Origin of the sequence: Ralstonia mannitolilytica (genome assembly GCF_000954135.1) — a bacterium.
Lineage (GTDB): Bacteria > Pseudomonadota > Gammaproteobacteria > Burkholderiales > Burkholderiaceae > Ralstonia > Ralstonia mannitolilytica.
Genome location: NZ_CP010799.1, coordinates 2,780,273 through 2,803,655 on the forward strand (window position 1 = coordinate 2,780,273; position 23,383 = coordinate 2,803,655).

A 23,383-nucleotide genomic window follows, 5' to 3' on the forward strand; every position below is an offset into this window, starting at 1 on the left:
CCGACCCCGACCGTGCGAGGTGCGGTCGCTGTCATTCCAGCGGCGGATCGACGCGTTCCTGACGCATCGCCCACCATGTCTGGAGCGCCTCCACGGTGGGTCGCACGTCGTGCACGCGGACGATGAAGGCGCCCCGCTCCGCGGCCAGCAGCGCGGCCGCTACACTGGCCGTGATGCGTTGGGCGGGCGGCTTGCCACCCAACACCGCCCCCAAGGTCGACTTACGCGACAGCCCGACCAGCAGCGGCAAGCCGATCTGCTGGAACTCCGCCAGTCGGTTGAGCATCGTCAGATTGTGGGCCGGCGTCTTGCCGAAGCCAAATCCAGGGTCCAGCGAGATGCGCTCCATCGCCACGCCGGCGGCAGCCAGCGCCTCGGTCTGCACGCGCAGGAACGCGGCGACCTCGCTCATCAGGTCCGTGTAACGGGGCGCCTCCTGCATCGTCTCCGGATCGCGCTGCATGTGCATGACGCATAGGCCCGCGTTGGTGCCTGCCACGGCCTCGATCGCGCCCGGCCGCCGGAATCCCCAGATGTCGTTGATCAAGTCCGCGCCGGCATCCAGCGTGGCACGCATCACCTCCGGCTTGTACGTATCGATCGACAGCGGCTTGCCGCACGCGTGCAGCGCCTCGACGATCGGCATCACCCGGTCCAGCTCTTCCTGGAGGGCCAGCGGCGCCGCACCTGGGCGGCTCGATTCACCGCCAATGTCGATCATGTCGACACCTTCGGCGATCAGCTGCTCGGCATGGCGCAGCGCTGCATCGCGCGTGGCATGCTGCCCGCCGTCGGAAAACGAGTCAGGTGTGACATTGAGAATACCCATGACCAGCGGGCGCCGGTCACGCGGATAACGGAAACGTCCGCACTGGAAGTGCGTGATCGGGGGAACGGAGGCAGGCACGGTAGACTGGTCAGGAAGCAGCGGCGGAAGCATGCCAAAAAAGGCGCCAACAAAAAAGCCGGTGCACGTGCACCGGCTCCTTTGCGTCGCCGCCGGGGCGGCAATTATGCCGTCGCCGGCACGTTGCCCGGATTCACACCGGCCGGCGTACCACCACCCGGCGGCGTGCTGCCGCCACCCGTGGAGCCGTAGCGCGGCGGACGCGGCGGCTTGCCGGCCATGATGTCGTTGACCTGATCGGCGTCGATGGTTTCCCACTCAAGCAGCGCGGCGGTCATCGCCTCGACCTTGTCGCGGTTGGCTTCGAGCAGGCCCTTGGCCAGGGCGTACTGCTCGTCGACGATCCGGCGGATTTCCGCGTCGACCTTCTGCTGCGTTGCCTCCGACACCGTCTTCGAAGCCATCCGGCCAAAGAAGCCGTCCTGCTCGGTATCGACATAGACCATCGTGCCGAGCGTATCGCTCATGCCGTAGCGCGTCACCATGTCGCGGGCCATCTTCGTCGCACGCTCGAAGTCGTTCGAAGCACCGGTGCTCATCGCGCCCAGGAAAACCTCTTCCGCTGCACGGCCGCCGAACAGGATGGCGATCTCTTCGAGCATCGTGTCCTTGTACGCGTAGTGCTTGTCGTGCTCAGGCAGCTGCCAGGTCAGGCCGCCAGCCCAGCCGCGCGGCATGATGGTCACCTTGTGCACCGGGTCGGCCTTGGGTAGCAGCTTGGCCACCACAGCGTGACCGGATTCATGGTACGCGGTGGCGCGGCGCTCTTCTTCACGGATGACAGCCGACTTGCGCTCCGGACCCATGTAGATCTTGTCCTTCGCGTCTTCAAAGTCCTGCATGTCGACCACGCGCTTGTTGCGGCGAGCGGCAAACAGCGCAGCCTCGTTGACGAGGTTGGCCAGGTCGGCCCCCGAGAAGCCCGGCGTACCGCGTGCCAGCACCGAGGCATCCACGTCGTTGCCGATCGGCACCTTGCGCATGTGGACCTTGAGGATTTGCTCGCGGCCGCGGATGTCGGGCAGGCCCACATAGACCTGGCGGTCGAAACGGCCCGGACGCAGCAGCGCCTTGTCCAGCACGTCAGCACGGTTGGTCGCCGCGATGACGATGACACCGGAGTTGGCCTCGAAACCGTCCATCTCGACCAGCATTTGGTTCAAGGTCTGCTCGCGCTCGTCGTTACCGCCGCCCATCCCCGCGCCACGATGACGGCCCACCGCATCGATTTCGTCGATGAAGACGATGCAGGGTGCCTGCTTCTTGGCGTTTTCGAACATGTCGCGCACGCGGGCCGCGCCCACGCCGACGAACATTTCAACGAAATCCGAGCCGGAGATGCTGAAGAACGGCACCTTGGCCTCGCCGGCAATGGCGCGCGCCAGCAGCGTCTTACCGGTACCCGGAGGGCCGACCAGCAGCACCCCGCGCGGGATGCGGCCGCCCAGCTTCTGGAATTTCTGAGGATCCTTCAGGAAATCGACCAGTTCGACGACTTCCTCCTTCGATTCGTCGCAACCTGCCACGTCAGCGAACGTGACACTGTTGTTGTTCTCATCGATGAGCCGCGCCCGGGATTTACCGAACGAGAAGGCGCCGCCTTTCCCGCCCCCCTGCATCTGCCGCATCATGTAGAACCAGAACACGATGATCAGCAGCGTGGGGCCCAGGTAGTAGAGCGCGGTGAGAAGCACGCCCTGTTCTTCTTCGGCCTTGCCGGTCACCTGCACACCGTACTTCATCAGGTCGCCAACCATCCAGATGTCGCCCGGCGAGATGAGGGAATACTTGCTGCCTTCGTTGGGCGTGACCAACAGCGTGCGGCCCTGGACTTCGACGCGCTTGATCTTGCCGCCCTTCGCGTCGTCCATGAATTGCGAATACGTCACACCCTCTTGGGCGCGCGGCTTGTCGAACTGCTTGAAGACGGTGAACAGCACCAAGGCAATCACCAGCCAGATGGCCGCCTTCTGGAACCAGTTGTTATTCAAGGCGAGACTCCTTTAGAAATGCCTTGACGGGATGCTTGGCATTGTAATGCACGGACACCGCCGCGGGTTGATTGGCGGCAAACCGGAACTCCCGCCCTGTCGCCGGATGCTACCCCGTGTATCGTCCGTCAGCCCGCATGCTTGAGCTGCCGTCCCAGCAGGAACGTTTCGGAAGACTTGTCGCGGGAAGCCTTGGGCTTGCGCGGCGCCACGATCTTGAAATGGCGCTTGAACATCTCGACGATCTGACTGTAACCGCTGCCGTGAAAACATTTGATCAGCAAGGCGCCTTCGGGTTTCAGGTGTGCCATGGCAAATTCGACAGCCAGTTCGGCAATGTGCTCCATGCGCGCGGCGTCCGCCGACGCCACGCCTGAGAGATTGGGGGCCATATCCGACAAAACAAGGTCCACTTTGCCACCGCCTGTGGCATCCAGGACGATCTTTTCGAGCTGCTGGAAGACGTCCTCCTCGCGGAAATCCCCCTGGATGAACGTGACGTCGGCAATCGGCTCCATCGGCAGGATGTCGATGGCGACGATGGCACCGTCGATCCGGCCATCCTTGGCGCGCGGCGAGGCGGCCAACTTGTTGCGCACGTACTGGCTCCAGCTGCCCGGTGCGGCGCCGAGATCCACGATGACCTGGCCAGGCTTGATCAGCTTATCCTGCTCGTCGATCTCCTTGAGCTTGTAGGCCGCGCGCGCCCGGTAACCCTCGCGCTGCGCCAGCTTCACGTACGGATCGTTGATATGGTCGTGCAGCCACGACTGGTTGAACTTGTTCTTAGCCATCGAATTGGTTGCAATATCGCCCAAACGTCGCGCCAATCATGGCGGCTTGGACTGATTTTGGCGGATAATACGCGCCGTTTGTCCATTTGCGCGATCCCGCCCTCATTTATGCCCGCCCTTACCCTCACCCCTGCCCAGCGATCGGAACTGCGCTCGGAAGCACATGCGTTGAATCCGGTCGTCATCATCGGTGCGGAGGGCCTGACCAAGGCCGTTCTGGCCGAAATCGACCGCTCGCTGGCCGCACACACGCTGATCAAGGTGCGCGTGGCAGGCGATGACCGCGAAGCGCGTATCGAAATCTACGACACCATCTGCGCCCGCCTGCAGGCAGCGCCCGTGCAGCACATCGGCAAGCTGCTGGTGATCTGGCGAGAAGGTCCGGCCTATCTGAAGGAAAACCAGCCGAAGGACCTGAAGCCGCCCCGCAAGACTTCCGTCGGCGCCGGCCCGCGTTCCGTGGTGGTGCGCAAGCCCAACCCGAACAGCACGCGCCGCCCCAAGCCGATTCGCCTGAGCGTGCTCGGCAACGAGCGCGTCACCGCCGGTGGCAATGTGAAGCGCGCCAAGCCGCGGCAGTCCAGCCAGAAGAAAAAGGCGCTTTCCTGATTCGTTTCTGGCCTGCACAAAGATCGACCGGCTTTACGCCGGTCTTTTTTTGTCAACCGCCTTGCCGGATACCTGCCGCTTTCCAGACGAGCACCAGGCCGAGCAGGCTTTCCACGAGATAGAAGATGCTCGACACACCGTGGAACATGCCAAAGCGGGCGCGGTAAGGCGAATCGCCGACGGCCACGCCCAGCGTATCGGCCTGTTCCCGCAGCGACGCCATGAACGGTTGCAGCCCGAAGTAGCCGATCAGCACGCAGAGCAGCATGGCCAGCACGAGCCAGCGCACCGCCCTGTAGCCGAACTGCCCCCGCCGCACCAACGCCGTGGCGGTCAGCAGCAACAGACAGCCCGTCGCCAGGCCGATCCACGCCTGCGCGTGAAAAAGGCGGCCCGCGATCGAGCCGGCAAGCTGGCGGTCCTCCAACATGGCAAACAGCGTCGGCGCGACGATGTAGCCGATCGTCCAAAGCGAACCGCACCACACCGTGACAAGCAACTGGAAAAAGCGCTGCGGCATGGTGTTCGACTCCGAGTGTGCGTTAGAGGTACGGATACGTTAGAGGTACTTGACCGCGACGACTTCGTACTCGCGCTCGCCACCCGGGGCGACGACGGTAGCGACGTCGCCTTCGTACTTGCCGATCAAGGCGCGCGCAATCGGCGAACTGATCGAGATCTTGCCGGTTTCGAGGTCCGCTTCGTCGTCCCCGACGATCTGGTAGGTCACGGCCTTGCCGGAATCGAGGTCTTCCAGATCGATCGTGGCGCCAAAAACGATGCGGCCGTCAGCATCCAGCGCGGCCGGATCGATGATCTGCGCTGCGGCCAGCTTCGATTCGATCTCCATGATGCGGCCTTCGATGAAGCCCTGGCGCTCCTTGGCGGCATCGTAGTCGGCGTTTTCAGACAGATCGCCCTGGGCGCGAGCCTCGGCGATGGCGTTGACGACGGCCGGACGCTCCTTGGTCTTCAGACGCTGCAGTTCGTCTTTCAGCATCTCGGCACCGCGTTTGGTAATCGGAATGGTGCTCATCGTAAGTAATTCGGAATCACAAAAAAATCAGCCGCTGCGAAGCGGGAGGGCGCGTAGCGCACACCCGCCTGACGGCGGCTGTCGTTGTTTTGACACGGACGCTGTAGTGTAGGCGAACCGTCCGGAGGCGGCAACTGCCCCCCCGTGGGCGGCCCGCCGCGACGCGATGCCGCGCCGCGGGTTCTGACGAACGCCTTACAGGGCGGCGTGCAGGCCCTGGAGGTCGTACACGTCTAGATTCTGCATGTGCTTCAGGCCCTCCACCGCAGCGCGGGCGCCGGCAATGGTCGTGTAGTACGTCACGCGCTGGGCCAGGGCGGCCTGGCGGATCGAACGCGAGTCGGCAATCGCCGTGCGCGTCTCATCGACGGTCGTGAACACGAGCGCGATCTCGCCGTTCTTGATCATGTCGACGATGTGCGGACGGCCGTCCTTGACCTTGTTCACCACGCGCACGGGAATGCCCGCGGCTTCGATGGCCGAGGCCGTACCGCGCGTCGCGACGATCGGGTAGCCCAGCGTATGCAGCGCGCGGGCCACTTCCACGGCCTGCGGCTTGTCGCTGTCCTTGACCGTCATCAGCACGGTGCCCTTCTCGGGCAGGCGCGAACCTGCGGCAAGCTGGCTCTTGAAGAGCGCCTCGCCGAAGGTCTTGCCCACGCCCATCACCTCACCGGTGGAGCGCATTTCCGGTCCGAGCACCGGGTCGACGCCCGGGAACTTGTTGAACGGGAACACCGCTTCCTTGACGCTGTAGTACGCCGGCACGACTTCCGTCTCGACGCCCTGCGAATCCAGCGACTGCCCCGCCATGCAGCGAGCTGCAACCTTGGCCAAAGGGACACCGGTCGCCTTCGAAACGTACGGCACCGTGCGCGAAGCACGCGGGTTCACTTCCAGCACGTAGACGATGTCTTCGCCGCCCTTCTGCTGGATGGCAAACTGGACGTTCATCAGGCCGACGACGTTCAGCGCCTTCGCCATCGCGGCGGTCTGGCGCTTCAGTTCGTCGACGGTCGCCTGCGACAGCGAGTACGGCGGCAGCGAGCAAGCCGAGTCGCCCGAGTGCACGCCGGCCTGCTCGATGTGCTCCATCACGCCGCCGATGAACACGCGCTTGCCATCGGAGAGGCAATCGACGTCGCATTCGATGGCGTCGTTCAGGAAGCGGTCGAGCAGCACGGGGCTGTCGTTCGACACCTTCACGGCTTCGCGCATGTAGCGCTCGAGGTCGCGCGGCTCGTGCACGATCTCCATCGCACGGCCGCCCAGCACGTACGACGGACGCACCACCAGCGGGTAGCCGATCTCCTCGGCCAGCTTGAGCGCTTCGTCTTCGGCACGCGCAGTGCGGTTGGGCGGCTGACGCAGGCCGAGTTCGTGCAGCAGCTTCTGGAAGCGCTCACGGTCTTCGGCGGCGTCGATCATGTCCGGCGACGTACCGATGATCGGCACGCCGTTGGCTTCCAGGTCCAGCGCAAGCTTCAGCGGCGTCTGGCCGCCGTATTGCACGATCACGCCGACCGGCTTTTCCTTGTCGACGATCTCGAGCACGTCTTCCAGCGTCACCGGCTCGAAGTACAGGCGGTCGGACGTATCGTAGTCGGTCGAGACGGTTTCCGGGTTGCAGTTGACCATGATGGTCTCGTACCCGTCTTCGCGCAGCGCCAGCGCGGCGTGCACGCAGCAATAGTCGAACTCGATGCCTTGGCCGATGCGGTTCGGGCCACCGCCCAGGACCATGATCTTCCTGTTGCCGGTTGGCTCGGCTTCGCACTCGCCATGCTCGGCTTCGTACGTCGAGTACAGGTAGGCCGTGTTGGTCGCGAATTCAGCGGCGCAGGTATCCACGCGCTTGTAGACCGGGCGCACCTTCTCGGCGATCCGCTTTTCGCGCACGGCCTTGGCCGTCGTCTTCATCAGCTTGGCCAGGCGACGGTCCGAGAAGCCCTTCTGCTTGAGCAGACGCAGTTCAGCAGCCGACAGGCTGTCGAGCGTGCGGGCCTTCACCAGCGCTTCGGTCTTGACGATGTCTTCGATCTGCGCGAGGAACCACGGGTCGATGGACGTCTCGGCGTAGACCTCGTCGATCGACAGGCCCAGGCGGAATGCGTCGCCCACATACCAGATGCGGTCCGGACCGGCTTCGCCGATCTCTTCGATGATCTCGTCGCGGTCGGTGGACTTTTCATCCAGACCGTCCACGCCGACTTCCAGGCCGCGCAGCGCCTTCTGGAACGACTCCTGGAACGTACGGCCCATGGCCATCACTTCACCGACCGACTTCATCTGCGTGGTCAGGTGGCTGTCGGCCTGCGGGAATTTCTCGAACGCGAAGCGCGGCACCTTGGTGACCACGTAGTCGATCGACGGCTCGAACGACGCGGGCGTCACGCCGCCGGTGATCTCGTTCTTCAGCTCGTCCAGCGTGTAGCCCACCGCCAGCTTGGCAGCGACCTTGGCGATCGGGAAACCGGTGGCCTTCGACGCCAGCGCCGACGAACGCGACACACGCGGGTTCATTTCGATCACGATCATCCGGCCATCCTTCGGATTGATCGAGAACTGCACGTTCGAGCCGCCGGTATCGACGCCGATCTCGCGCAGCACGGCCAGCGAGGCATTACGCAGGATCTGGTATTCCTTGTCGGTCAGGGTCTGCGCCGGGGCCACGGTGATGGAATCACCGGTGTGGATGCCCATCGGGTCGAGGTTTTCGATCGAGCAGACGATGATGCAGTTGTCGGCCTTGTCGCGCACGACTTCCATCTCGTATTCCTTCCAGCCGAGCAGCGATTCTTCGATCAGCAGCTCGTTGGTCGGCGAGAGGTCGAGACCCCGTTTGCAGATCTCTTCGAATTCCTCGCGGTTGTAGGCGATGCCGCCGCCCGTGCCGCCCAGCGTGAACGATGGCCGGATCACGATCGGGTAGCCGCTCGTGCCGGTTTCCTTGGCGATCTGCGACTGCACGGCCACGGCTTCGTCCATCGAATGTGCGATGCCCGACTTGGCCGAACCGAGACCGATCTTGGTCATCGCGTCCTTGAACTTCTGGCGGTCTTCGGCCTTGTCGATAGCCTCGGGCGATGCGCCGATCAGCTCGACGTTGTACTTCTTCAGCACGCCGTGGCGATGCAGGTCCAGCGCGCAGTTCAGCGCGGTCTGGCCGCCCATCGTCGGCAGGATCGCGTCCGGGCGCTCCTTGGCGATGATGCGCTCGACGACTTCCCAGGTGATCGGCTCGATGTAGGTCACGTCGGCCGTGTTGGGGTCGGTCATGATCGTGGCCGGGTTGCTGTTGACCAGGACCACCTTGAAACCTTCTTCACGGAGCGCCTTGCAAGCCTGCGCGCCGGAGTAATCGAATTCACACGCCTGGCCGATGATGATCGGACCCGCGCCGATGATCAGGATGGTTTTGATATCTGTACGTTTTGGCATAACCCGCTCGATTCGATTAATTCAGTGTGGCCGTCGCCAGCTTGGCGGAAAAGCCGATAAACATGGCGCCGACGCCGCTGCTCATACCGGCAGACAAACGTCGTCGCGCGCGGAACGCCGCGGCCAGCCGCGCGCCCACGAAGATGATGGTGGTCAGGTACAGGAAGCTGCAGATCTGGCAGACCAGCCCCAGCACGACGAACGACACCACCGGCAGCGCGTAGTGCGGATCGACGAACTGGATGAAGAACGAGATGAAGAACAGGATCGCCTTCGGGTTCAGCAGGCTGATGATCAGCGCCTTCTTGAACGGGTGCGACTCGTCAGCCGGCGCCGCGTCTTGTGCGACGGACTCGCCGGCCTTGCGCACGCGCCAATTGCGCACCGCGCCACGCAGCATCTGCAGGCCGATCCACGCCAGGTAGGCCGCACCGATGTACTTCACGACGTAGAACAGCGCCGGACTCGCTTTCAACAGCGAAGCCACGCCCGCTGCCGACAACACCATCAGGATGGCATCGCCCAGGAACACACCGCACGCGCCCTGGTAGCCCGCGCGCACACCGCGGCGGGCCGCCACCGACAGCACGTACATCGAGTTCGGGCCCGGCAGCAGCACGATGAAGATCGTGCCGAGCAGGAAGGTCCAGAACTCGGTGATGCCGAAGTGCGCGAGCATGAAGGCGTTCATTGTGGATGCGCTCTCGTTGCCTTACTGCTTGGCTGCGTCCATCGCCGCGGTGAAGCGGTCGAACAGATAGCCGATGTCGTGCGGACCGGGCGACGCTTCCGGGTGGCCCTGGAAGCAGAATGCCGGACGATCCGTCAGTTCGAAGCCCTGCAGCGTGCCGTCAAACAGCGAAACGTGCGTCACGCGTGCGTTGGCCGGCAGCGATTCGGGGTCCACTGCAAAACCGTGGTTCTGCGAGGTGATGACCACGCGGCCGTCCTGCAGATCCTTGACCGGGTGGTTCGCGCCGTGGTGGCCGGTCTTCATCTTGAGCGTCTTGGCACCGACAGCCAGGCCCATGATCTGGTGACCCAGGCAGATGCCGAACGTCGGCAGGCGGCGCTCCAGGAATTCCTTGGCAGCGGCGATGGCGTAGTTGCACGGTTCCGGATCGCCGGGGCCGTTGGAGAGGAAGACACCATCCGGGTTATGCGCCAGCACGTCGGCTGCGCTGGTTTGCGCCGGCACGACCGTCACGCGGCAGCCACGCTCGGCCAGCATGCGCAGGATGTTGAACTTGACGCCGAAGTCGTACGCGACCACGTGGTACTTCGGGGCTTCCTGCTTGCCGTAGCCGCGGCCCAGCGCCCATTCGGTCTGGGTCCACTCGTACGGTTCGGTCACGGACACGACCTTCGCCAGATCCATACCCGACAGGCCCGGGAACGAGCGCGCCAGGTCGATGGCCTTCTGCACGTTGTCTTCGCCCGCGAGAATGCAGCCGTTCTGGGCGCCCTTCTCCCGCAGGGTTCGGGTCAGCTTGCGGGTATCGATGCCGGCAATGGCGACGACCTTCTCACCCTTGAGGTAGTGCGAGAGCGAGTGCTCCTTGCGGAAGTTCGACGCCAGGATCGGCAGATCCTTGATGATGAGACCGGCGGCATGGACTTTCGTGGCTTCGACATCCTCACGGTTCACACCGACGTTCCCGATATGCGGGTACGTGAGCGTGACGATCTGGCGCGAGTAGCTCGGATCGGTGAGGATTTCCTGGTAGCCGGTGATCGCGGTGTTGAACACCACTTCGCCGATCGTATGACCGGCCGCACCGATGGAATAGCCACGAAAGACCGTGCCGTCTGCAAGCGCGAGAATGGCGGGCGGGAAAGACGGCAACACGGGTAGCTCCTGCTGGATTCACCCTGTGCCGACCTGAACGTCTTGGCGCCAAAGCGGAATTCCGGCTGCGCGGAATCCGGGCCGTTTGCGCGCTGCACCCGGGGCGAATTCACCGGAAAGCAAGGCAGACGGGGCGGTTAGACGGGAGGTAGGAAGCGGTAGGCGCTAGGGTGAGGGGTTTCTGAACTCAAACCTGAAAAGTATACCCTGACGCCACAAAAAACTCAATAAAAGGAAGGACTTAACAGTGGACGGGCGCGGAACCGTGACCCCCGGGTGGCCCGTCCCGGCCGCACCAAAACCGCCGGAAGCGTCACTTTTTCGCGCCCTCTGCGCTTTGCATGGCAGCCTGCACCTGGGCCAGCGCCGTCGGGTCTTCGATGGTCGTCAGATCGCCCGGATCCCGGCCTTCGGCCACGGCCTGCATGGCTCTGCGCAGAAGCTTGCCGGAACGCGTCTTCGGCAACGCCCCCACGAAGAACACGCGCGCCGGCCGGGCCACGGCGCCAAGCTGCGCCTCGACGGTACGCATCAGTTCGCCCTCCAGCGCAAGGCGGTCCGCCGCTTCGGCCACACGCGAGGCATCCCGCACGATGGCAAACGCCATCGCGACCTGGCCCTTGAGCTGGTCGGCCACACCCACCACCGCCACTTCTGCAATCGCAGGATGCGACGACAGGCTCTCCTCGATCTCGCGCGTGCCGAGGCGATGGCCGGCCACGTTGATCACGTCGTCGGTCCGGCCGAGGATCGTGACGTAACCGTCCTCATCGCGCACCCCCCAATCGAAGCTCGAATAGATGTGCTGGCCGGGGAAGGCCGACCAATACGTCTTCAGGAACCGCGCATCGTCGCCCCAGACCGTACTCATGCAGCCCGGCGGCAACGGCGCCGCCACGGCCAGCAGCCCTTTCTCGCCGGGGGCGCATGGCTGCCCGGTCGCCTCGTCCACGATATCGAGCTTGTAGCCATACACCGGAAAGCCAGGCGAGCCCAGCTTCTGCGTGGATGGCTCCACCCCTTGCGCAATGGCCAGCATTGGCCAGCCGGTTTCCGTCTGCCAGTAGTTGTCGACGATGGGCTTGTCCAGCGCCTGGCCGATCCAGCTGGCGGTCGGCTCATCCAGCGGCTCGCCGGCCAGAAACAGGCGGCGCAGGCTCGACACGTCGTGACGCTGCAGCAGCGCCGGGTCCTGCTTCTTGAGCACGCGAATGGCCGTCGGGGCCGTGAACATCACATTCACACGGTATTGCTCGACGATACGCCACCAGATCGCGCCATCGGGGCGAATCGGCGTGCCTTCGTACATGACCGTCGTCAGGCCGGCGAGCAGCGGCGCATACACAATGTAGCTGTGCCCCACGACCCATCCGACGTCCGACGCCGTGAACATCGTGTCGCCTGCCTGCGCCCCGAAGATCAGAGGAATCGATGCGGCCAGCGCCACCGCGTAACCGCCGGTGTCGCGCTGCACCCCCTTCGGTTTGCCCGTCGTGCCCGAGGTGTAGAGGATGTACGACGGCTCGCTTGATTCCATCCATTCGCAGGGCACCTCGGCATCGGCGTAGCGACCACTGAAGGACGCGTAATCCACATCGCGCGCATGGCGCTGCAGCGGCGCGAGCTTGCGATCGACGAGCAGCACGCGCTCGGGCTTGTGCGCAGCCATGTCGATGGCGGCATCGAGCAGCGGCTTGTATTCGACGATCTTGCCCGCGCGCGAGCCCGCGTCGGCGCTGACGATGACGCGCGGTGTGGCGTCGTCGATGCGCGTGGCGAGGCTGTTGGACGCAAAGCCGCCGAACACCACGGAGTGGATCGCGCCGATGCGCGCGCAGGCCAGCATGGCGAACGCGGCCTCCGGAATCATCGGCAGATAGATCAGCACGCGGTCACCGCGCTTGACGCCCAGCGCCTGCAGCGTGGCCGCCATGCGGTTCACTTCGCGGTGCAGCTGCCGGTACGTGTAGGTCGTCTCGATGCCCGTTTCGGTGGAAACGTACACCAGCCCCGGCTGCTCACCCCGCGTGACCAGATGCCGGTCGATCGCGTTGTGGCAGAGATTGGTGCGCCCGCCCACGAACCACCGCGCAAACGGCAGGCGCGCATCATCGAGCACAGCGGAATACGGCGTCTGCCAGTCGATGCGCCGGGCCTGCTCGTCCCAGAAGCCGGCAGGATCGTCGATGGAGCGCTGATACAGCGCGCGGTATGCGGCGGACATGGGCATGACGTTGTCTCCTGGCCATCGTGTTCGACGGCTCGATATGGATGTGCGGGATCTGCCTACTGTGCAGCCCTCAACTTACGCGGGTCTTACCCGCGCCAAAAGCAAAACGGCGCCCCGCAGGACGCCGTCTCATCTTGCTGGCCTCAGCGCTTCTTGCGCTTGGCCGATGTGCTTGCCACCGGTTTGGCTTTGACGACCGGCTTGCCGGCCACCTTCGCCGTCGGTGCGCGTGTCGCAGCCGCGGTGGCATGCGCTGCCTTCGTCGACACGCGGATCGCGCGCACCTGCGAGGTGGCGCGTCCGCCGGCGCGCGCCTGCGGCAGCATGAGGACCACGTTGTGGCCACGCGGAATGGCGTCGCCCGGCAACTGGTTCCACGCGCGGATCTGCGCCACCGACACCCCGTAGCGCCGCGACAGCGCCGTCACCGTATCGCGCCGACCGGCACGCACGACCACGCGGCGCAGGTCCGGCATGTCGGGCTCCACGGCCATCGTCGCGTTCTCGGCCAGTTCCGGGCTGATGTCCGGCGCATCCGTCTTGGCACCATCCGCGCGCGGCACGACCACCGTGGATCCGGCCTTCAGGCGCATGCCCTTCGGGATCCGGTTGATCTCTCGGATGGTATCCGGGTCCACCTTCAGCCGCGCCGCCAGCGCTTCCACCCGCTCGCGGTTGCCAACCGTCACCGCGGTCCAGCTCGACAGGCCGCCACGATACGTGTTCAGGTTGTACTGGAACGTTTCAGCGTTGTCGTACGGCAGCAGGATCTGCGGGTTCGACGCACCCAGGATCACCGGGCGGTTGAACGAAGGGTTCAACGCCTTGAATTCGTCCATCGGCAGGTTGGCCAGCTTGGCCGCCAGAGCCACGTCGATGTCGCGCGACGTGGTGACGGTCACGAAATACGGATGGTTCGGAATCTCGGGCAGCGTGATGCCGTAACGCTCGGGGTTGGCGATGATGTTCTTTACCGCCTGGAGCTTCGGCACATACATGCGCGTCTCGGCCGGCATGTTGAGGTTGACGTAATCCGTCGACAGGCCGGCCGCCTGGTTGCGGGCGATCGCGCGCGCGACGGAACCCTCCCCCCAGTTGTACGCTGCCAGGGCGAGCTGCCAGTCGCCAAACTGGTCGTGCAGCTTAGAGAGATAGTCGAGGGCGGCGTCCGTCGAGGCGAGCACGTCGCGGCGCTCATCCTGGAAGACGTTCTGCTTGAGGTTGTAGGTTTTGCCGGTGCTCGGGATGAACTGCCACATCCCGGCCGCCTTGGCGGTGGAAACAGCCTGCGGATTGAACGCACTTTCCACGAACGGCAGCAGCGCCAGTTCGGTGGGCATGTTGCGCCGCTCCAGCTCTTCAACGATGTGATACAGGTAGCGGCTCGAGCGCTCCACCATGCGGCGGAACGCGTCGGGGCGCTGTGCATACCAGTCGGTACGGTCGTCCACGGCCGAGCTTTGCAGGTCGGGCATGGAGAAGCCCTGGCGAATGCGCGCCCAGAGATCCTTGGCGGGCCCCTTCAGGGACGCCACGGGCTGCTGATCGACATTGACGACCGGCGCAGCGGCCTGGCCGGTGGAGGTGAAAGCGCTTGTGCCGGCTGTGTCGGCATTCGGCCCGGGGGCCGTGGCACAGGCCGCGAGAAGCAGACTGAGCACAGATGCCGCAAGAAGTCGCACGGATCGCATCAAGTTCTGAGGGGTTGGACCTGAAAATTGCCCCCGATAGTATGAAAGGCATCCCGCCGCGTCAACCCGCGTTCACCCGCCATTCGGCCTCGGCACGCCCGCCGACACATCTTTTCAACGGAAACCGTTCTTCCATTCGCGCAGTGCGGCGAAGACCGACACCGGATCGTCGGCATCGACGCCGGCATGGCGCGCCACCGCCTGCGTCACATCGGGCTCATCCGACCGCATGAACGGGTTGGTCGCGCGCTCGTGGCCGACGGTGGTCGGCACGGTCGATCGGCCCTCGGCCCGCAGCGCGGCCACTTTGTCCTCCCAGGCAGCGAGCGCAGCGTTGCCCGGTTCGACGGCGCGCGCAAAGCGCACATTCGAGACAGTGTATTCGTGCGCGCAATAGACGCGTGTGTCGGGCTCCAGCGCCGCCAGCTTGGCGAGCGACGACCGCATCTGCGCGGGTGTCCCTTCGAACAGCCTGCCGCAACCCGTGGCGAACAGCGTGTCGCCGCAAAACAGGCTGGCGGGAGCCCCCTCGCCCTGCAGGCGACCGACATAGGCGACGTGGCCGCTGGTATGGCCGGGCACGTCAATCACACGGAATATCGCGGCTGGCTGCGCGAGCGTGACGACGTCGCCCTCTTGCACGGGCTGAGTGCAGCATGGAATCGATTCGCGCGCTGGGCCGATCACGGGCAGCGGCGTGCCCTCGGGCGTCTGCGGGTATGCCGCCACCAGTTCACGGACCCCGCCGACATGATCGCCGTGATGATGTGTGATTACAATGGCACCGAGCGCGAGCCCGCGTTCGCGCAGGAAGCGCAATACCGGCTGCGCATCGCCCGGATCGACGACAGCGGCCACGCGGCCATCGTGAAGTGCCCAAATATAATTGTCGGTAAACGCAGCGATCGCCTCGACCTCAAGCGCGACTACAGGCGGCACACCACCCTGGACCATGTCCGACTCCTCTAACGATCGTCGCATTATAGATTGGCACCACTGGCTCGCTTCGCCGCCTGGGCAATACGTCCTGCGCTGGGAGCAGGCCCAGTTCGATCGCACCGTGGCCGACATGTTCGGCTTTCATGCATTGCAGCTTGGCCACCCCGGCTTTGGCGCCTTGCGGGAAAACCGCATCCCGATGATCGCCCGCGTGGTGGACGACATCGACCCGAACGCGCCCATCGAGACACTGGACCCGATGGACGGCGACCCCGCCGAGCCCCCGAACAACCCTGCAGAAGGCGAAGCCGACCCCGCCGTACTCCCGCGCCAAGCCACACCGCGCGTCGTGTGCCGCTATGACGAGTTGCCGTTTGCCTCGCAGAGCATCGATCTGGTGGCCCTGCCGCACGTGCTGGAATTCACGGACGACCCGCACGAGGTCTTGCGTGAAGTCGCCCGCGTGCTGATGCCCGAAGGCCGGCTCGTCATCACCGGATTCAACCCGCTGAGCCTGTGGGGCATGCGCCAAGGCATGCGGCGGCTGGGCACCGAATCGTTCCTGCCGGCGCAGAGCCAGATGATTGCCTTCACACGCCTGAAGGACTGGCTCAAGCTGCTCGGATTTGATATCGTGCGCGGCCGTTTTGGCTGCTACTGTCCACCCAACCGCACCGACAAATGGCTGCAGCGCACCGCCTTCATGGAAAAGGCCGGCGACCGCTGGTGGCCGATCTTCGGCGCGGTGTACATGCTGCAGGCGGTCAAGCGCGTGCGCGGCATGCGCTTGGTCGGGCCCGCATGGAAGGCCCGCAAGTCGCCAGCGCTGGTGCCCGCCGGGACGCCCGTCGCCACGCCGTCCGGTTCGCATTCGACGAAGACGCCGCCGGCTGCGGCATGCGACGGAAACTCCGGCGCCTGAGGCCGCCGGGCAGCCGCCCTCTCATCCCTTACCCATTGTTTTCATGCAGGAAGTCACCGTCTATTCCGATGGCGCATGCAAGGGCAATCCCGGCCTAGGCGGCTGGGGTACCGTGCTGGTCTCGGGCAATCACGAAAAAGAACTCTTCGGCGGCGAGGCGCTCACCACCAACAACCGCATGGAGCTGATGGCGGTGATCGAGGCCTTCCGCGCGCTCAAGCGCCCGTGCCGCGTGACGGTGTACACCGATTCGCAGTACGTGCAGAAAGGCATCAGCGAATGGCTGCCCGGCTGGAAGGCGCGCGGCTGGAAAACCGCCGACAAGAAGCCCGTGAAGAATGACGACCTGTGGCGCCTGCTCGATCAACTCATCGTCGGACACGACGTGAGCTGGCACTGGGTCAAGGGCCACGCCGGCCACCCCGGCAACGAGCGCGCCGATGCGCTGGCCAACAAGGGTGTGGAAATGGCGCGGCAGGCGGCGCAGGCCGGGGCCTAGCAAGCGGCAACGCATAACGGCATTGCATTCGCCCCGTTGCGCCATACACTGGAGGCAGGCGACGCGCGGGGCATCGCCGTTTTTTCATGGAGGCCGGCCATGAAATCCATCGAATTCCACGCCAGCCCGCCGCGCTATTGCGCAGCGGACCTCACACTCACCTGCACCGCCAGTGTCGACGGCACGCCCGCCTGCTATGCGGTGACGGCCGAAGCACTCGAGGAGCACTTCGGCGCCCGTTCATGGCGCCAGGAAGACCTGCTGCAGGCCATGGAAACACACCGCGGCACCATCGAAGACATGGCGCGGTCGCTTTTCAAATTGACCGACTCGCACAACATCGTGCTGCGCAGCGGACATTTCCGTTTCGGCATGTAGCTATCCGGGCGGCGGCCCGCGCCGGAACAGTCAATCCGGCTTGCATTCGTATTTCATCTCGCGCCGCCCATCTTCGTAGACCACCTCGAGCCGGCACGTGAAGCCCCACAGGCGAACGACGTGCCGGAGCATCTCTTCGTAATTCGAGGCCAGCGGGCGGCGGCCGCTCTGCAGGTGGCGCAGCGTCAGCGAGCGGTCTCCGCCGATGTCGACATGGGTCACCTGGATGTTGGGCTCCATGTTGGACAGGTCGTACTGGCTGGCGAGCAATTCGCGCAGCATGCGGTAGCCGTCCTCGTCGTGGATGGCGGTCACGCGCAACTTGGCGTCGCGGTCGTCGTCGAGCACGGAGAAGAGCTTCAGCTCGCGGATCACCCGTGGCGAGAGGAACTGCAGCAGGAAGCTCTCGTCCTTGAAGTTGCGCATGGCGAAGTCGAGCGTCTCGCGCCAGTCGCTGCCGGCGATCTCGGGCGCCCAGCGGTAATCCTCGTCGTCGGGCGTCTCGCAGATGCGACGGATGTCCTGGAACATGAGAAAGCCGAGCGTATACGGGTTCAGGCCGTTGTAGTACGGGCTGTTGAACGGCGGCTGGTAGATCACATTCGTATGCGCCTGCAGCAGTTCCAGCATGAAGGCATCGTTGACGAGCTTCTCGTCGTAGAGCTTGTGCAGGATGGTGTAGTGCCAGAACGTCGCCCAACCCTCGTTCATCACCTTGGTCTGGCGCTGCGGGTAGAAGTATTGCGCGATCTTCCGCACGATCCGCACGATCTCGCGCTGCCACGGCTGCAACTTGGGCGCGTTCTTCTCGATGAAGTACAGCAGGTTCTCTTCCGGCTCGGGCGGGAACTGCGGCTCGGGTTCGCGCGTTTCGTCTTCCGCCGTGAGCGCGTGCGAGCGATGCGTCGGCAAGGTGCGCCACAGATCGTTGACCTGCGCCTCGAGGTACTTCTCGCGCTCGGCCTGGCGCGCCTGCTCTTCATTGATCGACAGCTTCTTGGGCCGCCGGTAGCGGTCCACGCCGTAGTTCTGCAATGCGTGGCAGGAGTCGAGCAGCAGTTCGACTTCTTGCTCGCCGTAGCGCTGCTCGCATTCGGCCACGTAATTCTTGGCGAAGAGCAGGTAGTCCACGATGGCGTCCGCGTTCGTCCATGTGCGGAACAGGTAGTTGCCCTTGAAGAACGAGTTGTGGCCATAGCAGGCATGCGCGATCGTCAGCGCCTGCATCGGCATCGTGTTCTCCTCCATGAGGTAGGCGATGCAGGGGTTCGAGTTGATGACGATCTCGTAGGCCAGGCCCATCAGCCCACGCTGGTAGCCGCGCTCGGAGGCGAGGAAGTGCTTGCCGTATGACCAGTGGTTGTAGCCCAGCGGCAGCCCGGAGGACGCGTACGCGTCCAGCATCTGCTCGGCGGTGATGATCTCGATCTGGTTCGGGTAGGTGTCCAGCCCGAACTCGGCTGCGATGTGGGCGATGCTTTGGTCGTAGCGCCTGATCAGATCGAAGGTCCACTCCGAGCCCGTAGAAAGATAGGCCATGCTCGTTCCCGTTGGTCCATCACACACGCGACATGATTGCCGGGGTGGGGCGCGTTGCCGTGGCGGCGCGATTGGCCGCGCTCAGGCGGCGCGCTTCTGAAACAGATCGTGCAGCACCGGATAGATTTCGTCGGCCTTGAGAATGCGCTGCATTGCAAAGTTGTCGTGCCCGGCTTTCACCGTAAGATACTCCTCCCACAGGTTCTGCGGTTCTGTGGACACCACCTCCACGTAGGCGTAGTACTGCGTCACCGGAAGGATCGTCTCGCGCAGCAGCTTAGCGCACAGCTCCGAATCGCCCGCCCAGTTGTCGCCGTCCGAGGCCTGTGCGCAATAGATGTTCCATTGGCTTGGCGAATAGCGCTCCTGAATCACTTCCGCCATGAGCTTGAGCGCACTCGACACCACCGTGCCGCCCGATTCGCGCGAGTGGAAAAAGTCCTCTTCGTTTACCTCTTTGGCCACCGTGTGGTGGCGGATGAACACCACGTCGATGCGCTCGTAGTTCCGCTTCAGGAAGAGGTACAGCAGCATGAAGAAGCGCTTGGCGAGATCCTTGCGCGTTTCGTCCATCGAGCCCGACACGTCCATCACGCAGAACATCACGGCCTGGGCCTGCGGGCGCTTGCGCATCACGCGATTGTTGTAGCGCAGGTCCAGTTTTTCGATGAACGGCACGCGGTCCAGGCACGCGCGCAGATGCCGCATTTCCTTCATCAGCGCCTGGGCATGCGGGCTGTAGGGGCCGTCCCTTTCGAGTTCTTCGTTGTATTCCTGCTCGAGCTCGTGCAGACGGCGCTGGTAGGGGCTGGACAGCGCGATGCGCCGCCCGATCGAGCTGCGCATCGTGCGCAGGATCGACAGGTTCGATGGCGTGCCGTCGAGCGAGAAGCCGGCGCGCACCTTTCGCACCTCCGCGATCTTGGCCAGGCTGCGCTTGGCCAGATCCGGCAGCGCCATGTCTTCGAAGAAGAAGTTGAGGAAATCCTCGCGCGAGAGCGTGAAGATGAAGTCGTCTTCGCCTTCGCCCGAGTCGCTGGCCTGCGAGCCCGTTCCGCCGCTGCCCTGCTGGGGGCGGTCGAAGCTGTCGCCGCGGATGAACTCCTTGTTGCCCGGGTGAACGCCCTCGCGGCGCCCGCCCGGGCCATGGTGGAACATGGGCTCGGAGATGTCCTTCACCGGAATGGACACCTGGCCGCTCTGCTCGATGTCCATGATCTTCCGGCCCGACACCGCCTTGGCCACCGCGCGACGGATCTGGTCTCGGTAACGCTTGATGAAGCGTTGCTTGTTGACGGCACTCTTGCCGCCGCCGTTTTCCCGCCGATCGATGATCGTGCCCATGTGACTGCCCTCTGTTGAAAGTGGTCTGCCCGGTGCGCTTTCCTCCTAAGACGACTTTCTCACGCGCAGATACCACTCCACCAGCAGGCGCACCTGCTTCTGGGTGTAGCCCTTCTCGACCATCCGGTTGACGAAGTTCTCGTGCTTTTCCTTGTCGTCATGCGACGACTTGGCGTTGAACGAGATCACGGGCAGCAGATCTTCCGTCGTCGAGAACATCCGTTTTTCGATCACCATGCGCAGCTTCTCGTAGCTCGTCCAGTTCGGGTTCTTGCCCCCGTTCTTGGCACGTGCGCGCAGCACGAAATTGACGATCTCGTTGCGGAAGTCCTTCGGATTGGAAATGCCCGCAGGCTTCTCGACCTTTTCCAGCTCGTCGTTCAGTGCACTGCGGTCGAGAATCTCACCGGTGTTCGGATCGCGGTACTCCTGATCCTGGATCCACAGGTCGGCGAACACGACGTACCGGTCGAAGATGTTCTGCCCGTACTCCGAATACGACTCCAGATACGCAGTCTGGATCTCCTTGCCGATGAACTCCACATAAGGCGTCGTCAGGTACTCCTTGATGTACGACATCAGCTTGGCTTCTGTCTCGGGTGGGAACTGCTCGCGCTCGATCTGCTGTTCGAGCACGTACAGCAGGTGCACCGGATTGGCCGCCACCTCGGACCCGTCGAAGTTGAACACCTTGGACAGCACCTTGAAGGCGAAGCGCGTCGACAAACCCGTCATGCCCTCGTCGATGCCGGCAAAGTCGCGGTACTCCTGATACGACTTGGCTTTCGGGTCGACATCCTTCAGGCTCTCGCCGTCGTACACGCGCATCTTCGAGAAGATGTTCGAGTTCTCGGGCTCCTTGATGCGGGTGAGCACCGCGAACTGCGCCATCATCTTGAGCGTGTTCGGCGCGCACGGCGCGGCCGCCAGCGAGCTGTTGCGCAAGAGCTTGTCGTAGATCTTGACCTCGTCCGACACGCGCAGGCAGTACGGCACCTTGACGATGTAGATGCGATCCAGGAACGCCTCGTTGTTGCGGTCGGACTTGAAGCTCTGCCACTCCGCCTCGTTCGAGTGGGCGAGGATGACGCCATCGAACGGGATTGCGCCAAAGCCCTCGGTGCCCTTGTAGTTGCCCTCCTGCGTGGCCGTCAGCAACGGGTGCAAGACCTTGATCGGCGCCTTGAACATCTCGACGAATTCAAGCAGGCCGCGGTTGGCCAGGCACAGGCCGCCCGAATACGAATATGCGTCGGGATCGTCCTGCGGATAGTCCTCCAGCTTGCGGATGTCGACCTTGCCCACCAGGGACGAAATGTCCTGATTGTTCTCGTCGCCGGGCTCCGTTTTGGAAATGGCAATCTGCGACAGCACCGACGGATGCAGCTTCACCACCCGGAAACGCGTGATATCGCCATTGAACTCGTGCAGCCGCTTGACCGCCCACGGCGAAGCGATCGAGTTCAGATAGCGTTTCGGGATGCCATAGTCCTCCTCCAGAATCTTGCCGTCTTCCTCGGGCGAGAACAGCCCGAGTGGGGACTCGTGTATCGGCGAGCCCTTGAGCGCGTAGATGGGAATCTGCTCCATCAACGACTTCAGCTTCTCGGCAAGCGAGGATTTGCCGCCGCCCGGGGGCCCGAGCAGGTAAAGAATCTGCTTGCGCTCTTCCAGGCCCTGCGCGGCATGCTTGAAGAAGGAGACGATCTGCTCGATCGTATCCTCCATGCCGTAGAACTCCCGGAAGGCCGGATAGATCTTGATGACCTTGTTGAAGAACAGCCGCGACAACCGGGGATCATGATGCGTGTCCACCAGTTCGGGCTGGCCGATCGCGGCCAGCATGCGTTCGGCTGCGGTCGCATAAGCGGTCGGGTCTTTCTTACAGATGTCCAGGTACTCCTGGATGCTGTATTCGTCCTCTTTGCGAGCTTCGAAACGCGTTGCGTAGTGGCGGAAAATATCCATATCTCCCCCGTAGATTTCTTCCCGGGTTCGCCGTCGAGCGAGCGCCAGGCTAGTTCTTGCGTGCGTTGAATCCGGTGTTGCTGAATTCCACTGTAGACGAATCGCCCGTGAGCACAAGAACGGTTGAGAACCCAAAGCGGTGCACAGCCAATCGTTGCCGCGTTAGCGCTCTGCACCCTGCAGTGCCAAATCCTTCTGCATGGCCTATCGGCGCCAACGCCACAGCGGACAGGCACCCCGAGTCCAGCAGAAACCATACCCACGATGTCTTCGGTGCGCCCCGTGCAATTGGTACGTAACCGGTCTGCGCGAGTTCCCAGTCTGGGGGGCCGGCCCGCATGGGGATATCCCTGCGTTCGTTGTTCGACGCCGTCGTGATATGGCCAGGGTGGGCGGCGGGCTTTCCCCGTTGCGGCGAAAGCCTTCTCGCCGTCGCGCAACAGCGCATTGTTCAAAACAGAGCGCGCAGGATTGAACCGGCTGGAGCGAGCCGGCAACCGTCGAGACGGCCGACACCGGCATGGCGGGGTTGTCTTTTTTTTCGCGGGAAAGAAAGTTTTGCCAAGCAAGGCGTCAGGCAACGCCGGTGCGAACACAAAGAAAAAGGCCCTCGGCGATTGCCTGAGGGCCTTTTAGGGCGATTTCTCGCCAATTTGGTGGTGGTACAGCTACCAAATAGTTGCCGCAAAGCCACACTTTGTGGGCATCTCATTTTTTACAGCAGAAAAAGCACCCCCAAAAGTACCCCCAGACGTGCCCGGCTGCCCCACTTATCCACGGTCTGGAGCACTGCTTTAGCCGATACGGTCCACCAGGCGCGGCCGGCTTGTAACCTCACTTATGTGCACGGCGTTCTCATCCACGTAGTAGGCACGTCCGACCTTCTGAGCCGGTGGATAGAGCTTGCCGTCGCGCGCCCAGGCGCGAAGCGTACTGATGTGAGGCGGCGGGTCGTAATTCCTAGCGGCCCATTTCGAAAGACTGATCTTCATGCGTGCCTACCGGTGTCAAAGGCGGTTCCAAGGAGTATCCCCTTATGGGGTGGTTTCGCGACGCCCGCCCTCTTTGATTTCCGTTGACATTTTTTCAGCCGCAACCCAGCCTGACTCTCGCACCGCGGCCGGAGAAGTATCGTAACCTGGGCGAACTCGCCAATCGTTCAGAAACCCCGACGCACCTTGCTGGCGCCAACCCTTGTGCCAAGCAGGTCCACGCCAGTTTTCCCTGTTTCGAAATCGGGCAAAAC

The 23,383-nt window shown here is 63.7% G+C and carries 19 protein-coding genes; 4 read left to right on the top strand and 15 right to left on the bottom strand.

Translation table 11 applies throughout. From position 1 onward, the window contains the following. Positions 1-31: 31 nt before the first annotated feature. The 3 genes from folP to TK49_RS13140 all read right to left on the bottom strand — a co-directional run bounded on the left by folP (position 32) and on the right by TK49_RS13140 (position 3,692). Complete coding sequence (gene folP, locus TK49_RS13130) at positions 32-940, bottom strand: dihydropteroate synthase (RefSeq protein WP_157774002.1); 909 nt, start codon at positions 938-940, stop codon at positions 32-34. 71 nt (positions 941-1,011) lie between these two features. Further along, positions 1,012-2,898, bottom strand: coding sequence for an ATP-dependent zinc metalloprotease FtsH (gene ftsH / locus TK49_RS13135; protein WP_045787095.1), 1,887 nt, complete (start codon positions 2,896-2,898; stop codon positions 1,012-1,014). Between the two features lie 128 nt (positions 2,899-3,026). After that, positions 3,027-3,692: an RlmE family RNA methyltransferase gene (locus TK49_RS13140; protein WP_045787887.1), complete on the bottom strand. Its 666-nt coding sequence runs from the start codon at positions 3,690-3,692 to the stop codon at positions 3,027-3,029. A gap of 108 nt (positions 3,693-3,800) precedes the next feature. Here TK49_RS13140 and TK49_RS13145 point away from each other — a divergent pair, with 108 nt between their 5' ends. Then, positions 3,801-4,301: a YhbY family RNA-binding protein gene (locus TK49_RS13145; RefSeq protein WP_045787096.1), complete on the top strand. Its 501-nt coding sequence runs from the start codon at positions 3,801-3,803 to the stop codon at positions 4,299-4,301. 52 nt (positions 4,302-4,353) lie between these two features. On the opposite strand, the gene TK49_RS13150 is transcribed toward TK49_RS13145, so the two are convergent. The 8 genes from TK49_RS13150 to gloB all read right to left on the bottom strand — a co-directional run bounded on the left by TK49_RS13150 (position 4,354) and on the right by gloB (position 15,502). Next, entirely contained in the window at positions 4,354-4,821 is a 468-nt protein-coding gene (locus TK49_RS13150; RefSeq protein WP_045787097.1) for a DUF4149 domain-containing protein, read from the bottom strand. Between the two features lie 39 nt (positions 4,822-4,860). Further along, positions 4,861-5,337 (bottom strand): transcription elongation factor GreA, encoded by a 477-nt coding sequence (greA, locus tag TK49_RS13155; RefSeq protein WP_045787098.1) that lies wholly within the window; start codon positions 5,335-5,337, stop codon positions 4,861-4,863. 195 nt (positions 5,338-5,532) lie between these two features. Further along, positions 5,533-8,778 (bottom strand): carbamoyl-phosphate synthase large subunit, encoded by a 3,246-nt coding sequence (gene carB, locus TK49_RS13160; protein WP_045787099.1) that lies wholly within the window; start codon positions 8,776-8,778, stop codon positions 5,533-5,535. Between the two features lie 16 nt (positions 8,779-8,794). Continuing rightward, positions 8,795-9,469: a leucine efflux protein LeuE gene (gene leuE / locus TK49_RS13165; protein WP_004634267.1), complete on the bottom strand. Its 675-nt coding sequence runs from the start codon at positions 9,467-9,469 to the stop codon at positions 8,795-8,797. Between the two features lie 21 nt (positions 9,470-9,490). Then, positions 9,491-10,627 (bottom strand): glutamine-hydrolyzing carbamoyl-phosphate synthase small subunit, encoded by a 1,137-nt coding sequence (gene carA / locus TK49_RS13170; RefSeq protein WP_045787100.1) that lies wholly within the window; start codon positions 10,625-10,627, stop codon positions 9,491-9,493. Between the two features lie 313 nt (positions 10,628-10,940). After that, positions 10,941-12,857, bottom strand: a complete 1,917-nt coding sequence (gene prpE, locus TK49_RS13175) for a propionate--CoA ligase (protein ID WP_045787101.1) — start codon at positions 12,855-12,857, stop codon at positions 10,941-10,943. Positions 12,858-13,000: 143 nt separating this feature from the next. Further along, the gene (locus tag TK49_RS13180) at positions 13,001-14,548 is read right to left on the bottom strand and encodes a transglycosylase SLT domain-containing protein (RefSeq protein WP_045787102.1); all 1,548 of its coding nucleotides are present in this window, start codon (positions 14,546-14,548) and stop codon (positions 13,001-13,003) included. Between the two features lie 114 nt (positions 14,549-14,662). Further along, positions 14,663-15,502 (bottom strand): hydroxyacylglutathione hydrolase, encoded by an 840-nt coding sequence (gene gloB / locus TK49_RS13185; RefSeq protein ID WP_045787103.1) that lies wholly within the window; start codon positions 15,500-15,502, stop codon positions 14,663-14,665. Between gloB and TK49_RS13190 the strand changes: the two genes are divergently transcribed. The 3 genes from TK49_RS13190 to TK49_RS13200 all read left to right on the top strand — a co-directional run bounded on the left by TK49_RS13190 (position 15,501) and on the right by TK49_RS13200 (position 17,286). Then, positions 15,501-16,409, top strand: a complete 909-nt coding sequence (locus tag TK49_RS13190; RefSeq protein WP_164491044.1) for a class I SAM-dependent methyltransferase — start codon at positions 15,501-15,503, stop codon at positions 16,407-16,409. The genes gloB and TK49_RS13190 overlap by 2 nt on opposite strands. 43 nt (positions 16,410-16,452) lie before the next feature. Beyond that, positions 16,453-16,908: a ribonuclease HI gene (gene rnhA, locus TK49_RS13195; RefSeq protein WP_045787105.1), complete on the top strand. Its 456-nt coding sequence runs from the start codon at positions 16,453-16,455 to the stop codon at positions 16,906-16,908. Positions 16,909-17,007: 99 nt separating this feature from the next. Continuing rightward, complete coding sequence (locus tag TK49_RS13200) at positions 17,008-17,286, top strand: DUF1488 family protein (RefSeq protein WP_045787106.1); 279 nt, start codon at positions 17,008-17,010, stop codon at positions 17,284-17,286. 30 nt (positions 17,287-17,316) lie between these two features. Here the strand turns inward: TK49_RS13200 and TK49_RS13205 are convergent, their stop codons facing one another. The 4 genes from TK49_RS13205 to TK49_RS13220 all read right to left on the bottom strand — a co-directional run bounded on the left by TK49_RS13205 (position 17,317) and on the right by TK49_RS13220 (position 23,129). Beyond that, a complete protein-coding gene (locus tag TK49_RS13205; protein ID WP_045787107.1) occupies positions 17,317-18,825 on the bottom strand; it encodes a SpoVR family protein in 1,509 nt (502 codons plus the stop codon). Positions 18,826-18,906: 81 nt separating this feature from the next. Continuing rightward, a complete protein-coding gene (locus TK49_RS13210) occupies positions 18,907-20,169 on the bottom strand; it encodes a YeaH/YhbH family protein (protein ID WP_045787108.1) in 1,263 nt (420 codons plus the stop codon). A gap of 45 nt (positions 20,170-20,214) precedes the next feature. After that, complete coding sequence (locus TK49_RS13215) at positions 20,215-22,137, bottom strand: PrkA family serine protein kinase (RefSeq protein WP_045787109.1); 1,923 nt, start codon at positions 22,135-22,137, stop codon at positions 20,215-20,217. A 794-nt stretch (positions 22,138-22,931) separates the two neighbouring features. Next, positions 22,932-23,129: an excisionase gene (locus TK49_RS13220; protein ID WP_045787110.1), complete on the bottom strand. Its 198-nt coding sequence runs from the start codon at positions 23,127-23,129 to the stop codon at positions 22,932-22,934. Between the last annotated feature and the right edge of the window lie 254 nt (positions 23,130-23,383).

Excerpts from the sequence above, each read along its gene's own strand:
- folP (WP_157774002.1), bottom strand. The coding sequence starts at position 940 with ATGCTTCCGCCGCTGCTTCCTGACCAGTCTACCGTGCCTGCCTCCGTT.
- TK49_RS13140 (WP_045787887.1), bottom strand. The coding sequence starts at position 3,692 with ATGGCTAAGAACAAGTTCAACCAGTCGTGGCTGCACGACCATATCAAC.
- TK49_RS13145 (WP_045787096.1), top strand. The coding sequence starts at position 3,801 with ATGCCCGCCCTTACCCTCACCCCTGCCCAGCGATCGGAACTGCGCTCG.
- TK49_RS13150 (WP_045787097.1), bottom strand. The coding sequence starts at position 4,821 with ATGCCGCAGCGCTTTTTCCAGTTGCTTGTCACGGTGTGGTGCGGTTCG.
- greA (WP_045787098.1), bottom strand. The coding sequence starts at position 5,337 with ATGAGCACCATTCCGATTACCAAACGCGGTGCCGAGATGCTGAAAGAC.
- carB (WP_045787099.1), bottom strand. The coding sequence starts at position 8,778 with ATGCCAAAACGTACAGATATCAAAACCATCCTGATCATCGGCGCGGGT.
- leuE (WP_004634267.1), bottom strand. The coding sequence starts at position 9,469 with ATGAACGCCTTCATGCTCGCGCACTTCGGCATCACCGAGTTCTGGACC.
- prpE (WP_045787101.1), bottom strand. The coding sequence starts at position 12,857 with ATGCCCATGTCCGCCGCATACCGCGCGCTGTATCAGCGCTCCATCGAC.
- TK49_RS13180 (WP_045787102.1), bottom strand. The coding sequence starts at position 14,548 with ATGCGATCCGTGCGACTTCTTGCGGCATCTGTGCTCAGTCTGCTTCTC.
- TK49_RS13190 (WP_164491044.1), top strand. The coding sequence starts at position 15,501 with ATGTCCGACTCCTCTAACGATCGTCGCATTATAGATTGGCACCACTGG.
- gloB (WP_045787103.1), bottom strand. The coding sequence starts at position 15,502 with ATGGTCCAGGGTGGTGTGCCGCCTGTAGTCGCGCTTGAGGTCGAGGCG.
- rnhA (WP_045787105.1), top strand. The coding sequence starts at position 16,453 with ATGCAGGAAGTCACCGTCTATTCCGATGGCGCATGCAAGGGCAATCCC.
- TK49_RS13200 (WP_045787106.1), top strand. The coding sequence starts at position 17,008 with ATGAAATCCATCGAATTCCACGCCAGCCCGCCGCGCTATTGCGCAGCG.
- TK49_RS13205 (WP_045787107.1), bottom strand. The coding sequence starts at position 18,825 with ATGGCCTATCTTTCTACGGGCTCGGAGTGGACCTTCGATCTGATCAGG.
- TK49_RS13210 (WP_045787108.1), bottom strand. The coding sequence starts at position 20,169 with ATGGGCACGATCATCGATCGGCGGGAAAACGGCGGCGGCAAGAGTGCC.
- TK49_RS13215 (WP_045787109.1), bottom strand. The coding sequence starts at position 22,137 with ATGGATATTTTCCGCCACTACGCAACGCGTTTCGAAGCTCGCAAAGAG.
- TK49_RS13220 (WP_045787110.1), bottom strand. The coding sequence starts at position 23,129 with ATGAAGATCAGTCTTTCGAAATGGGCCGCTAGGAATTACGACCCGCCG.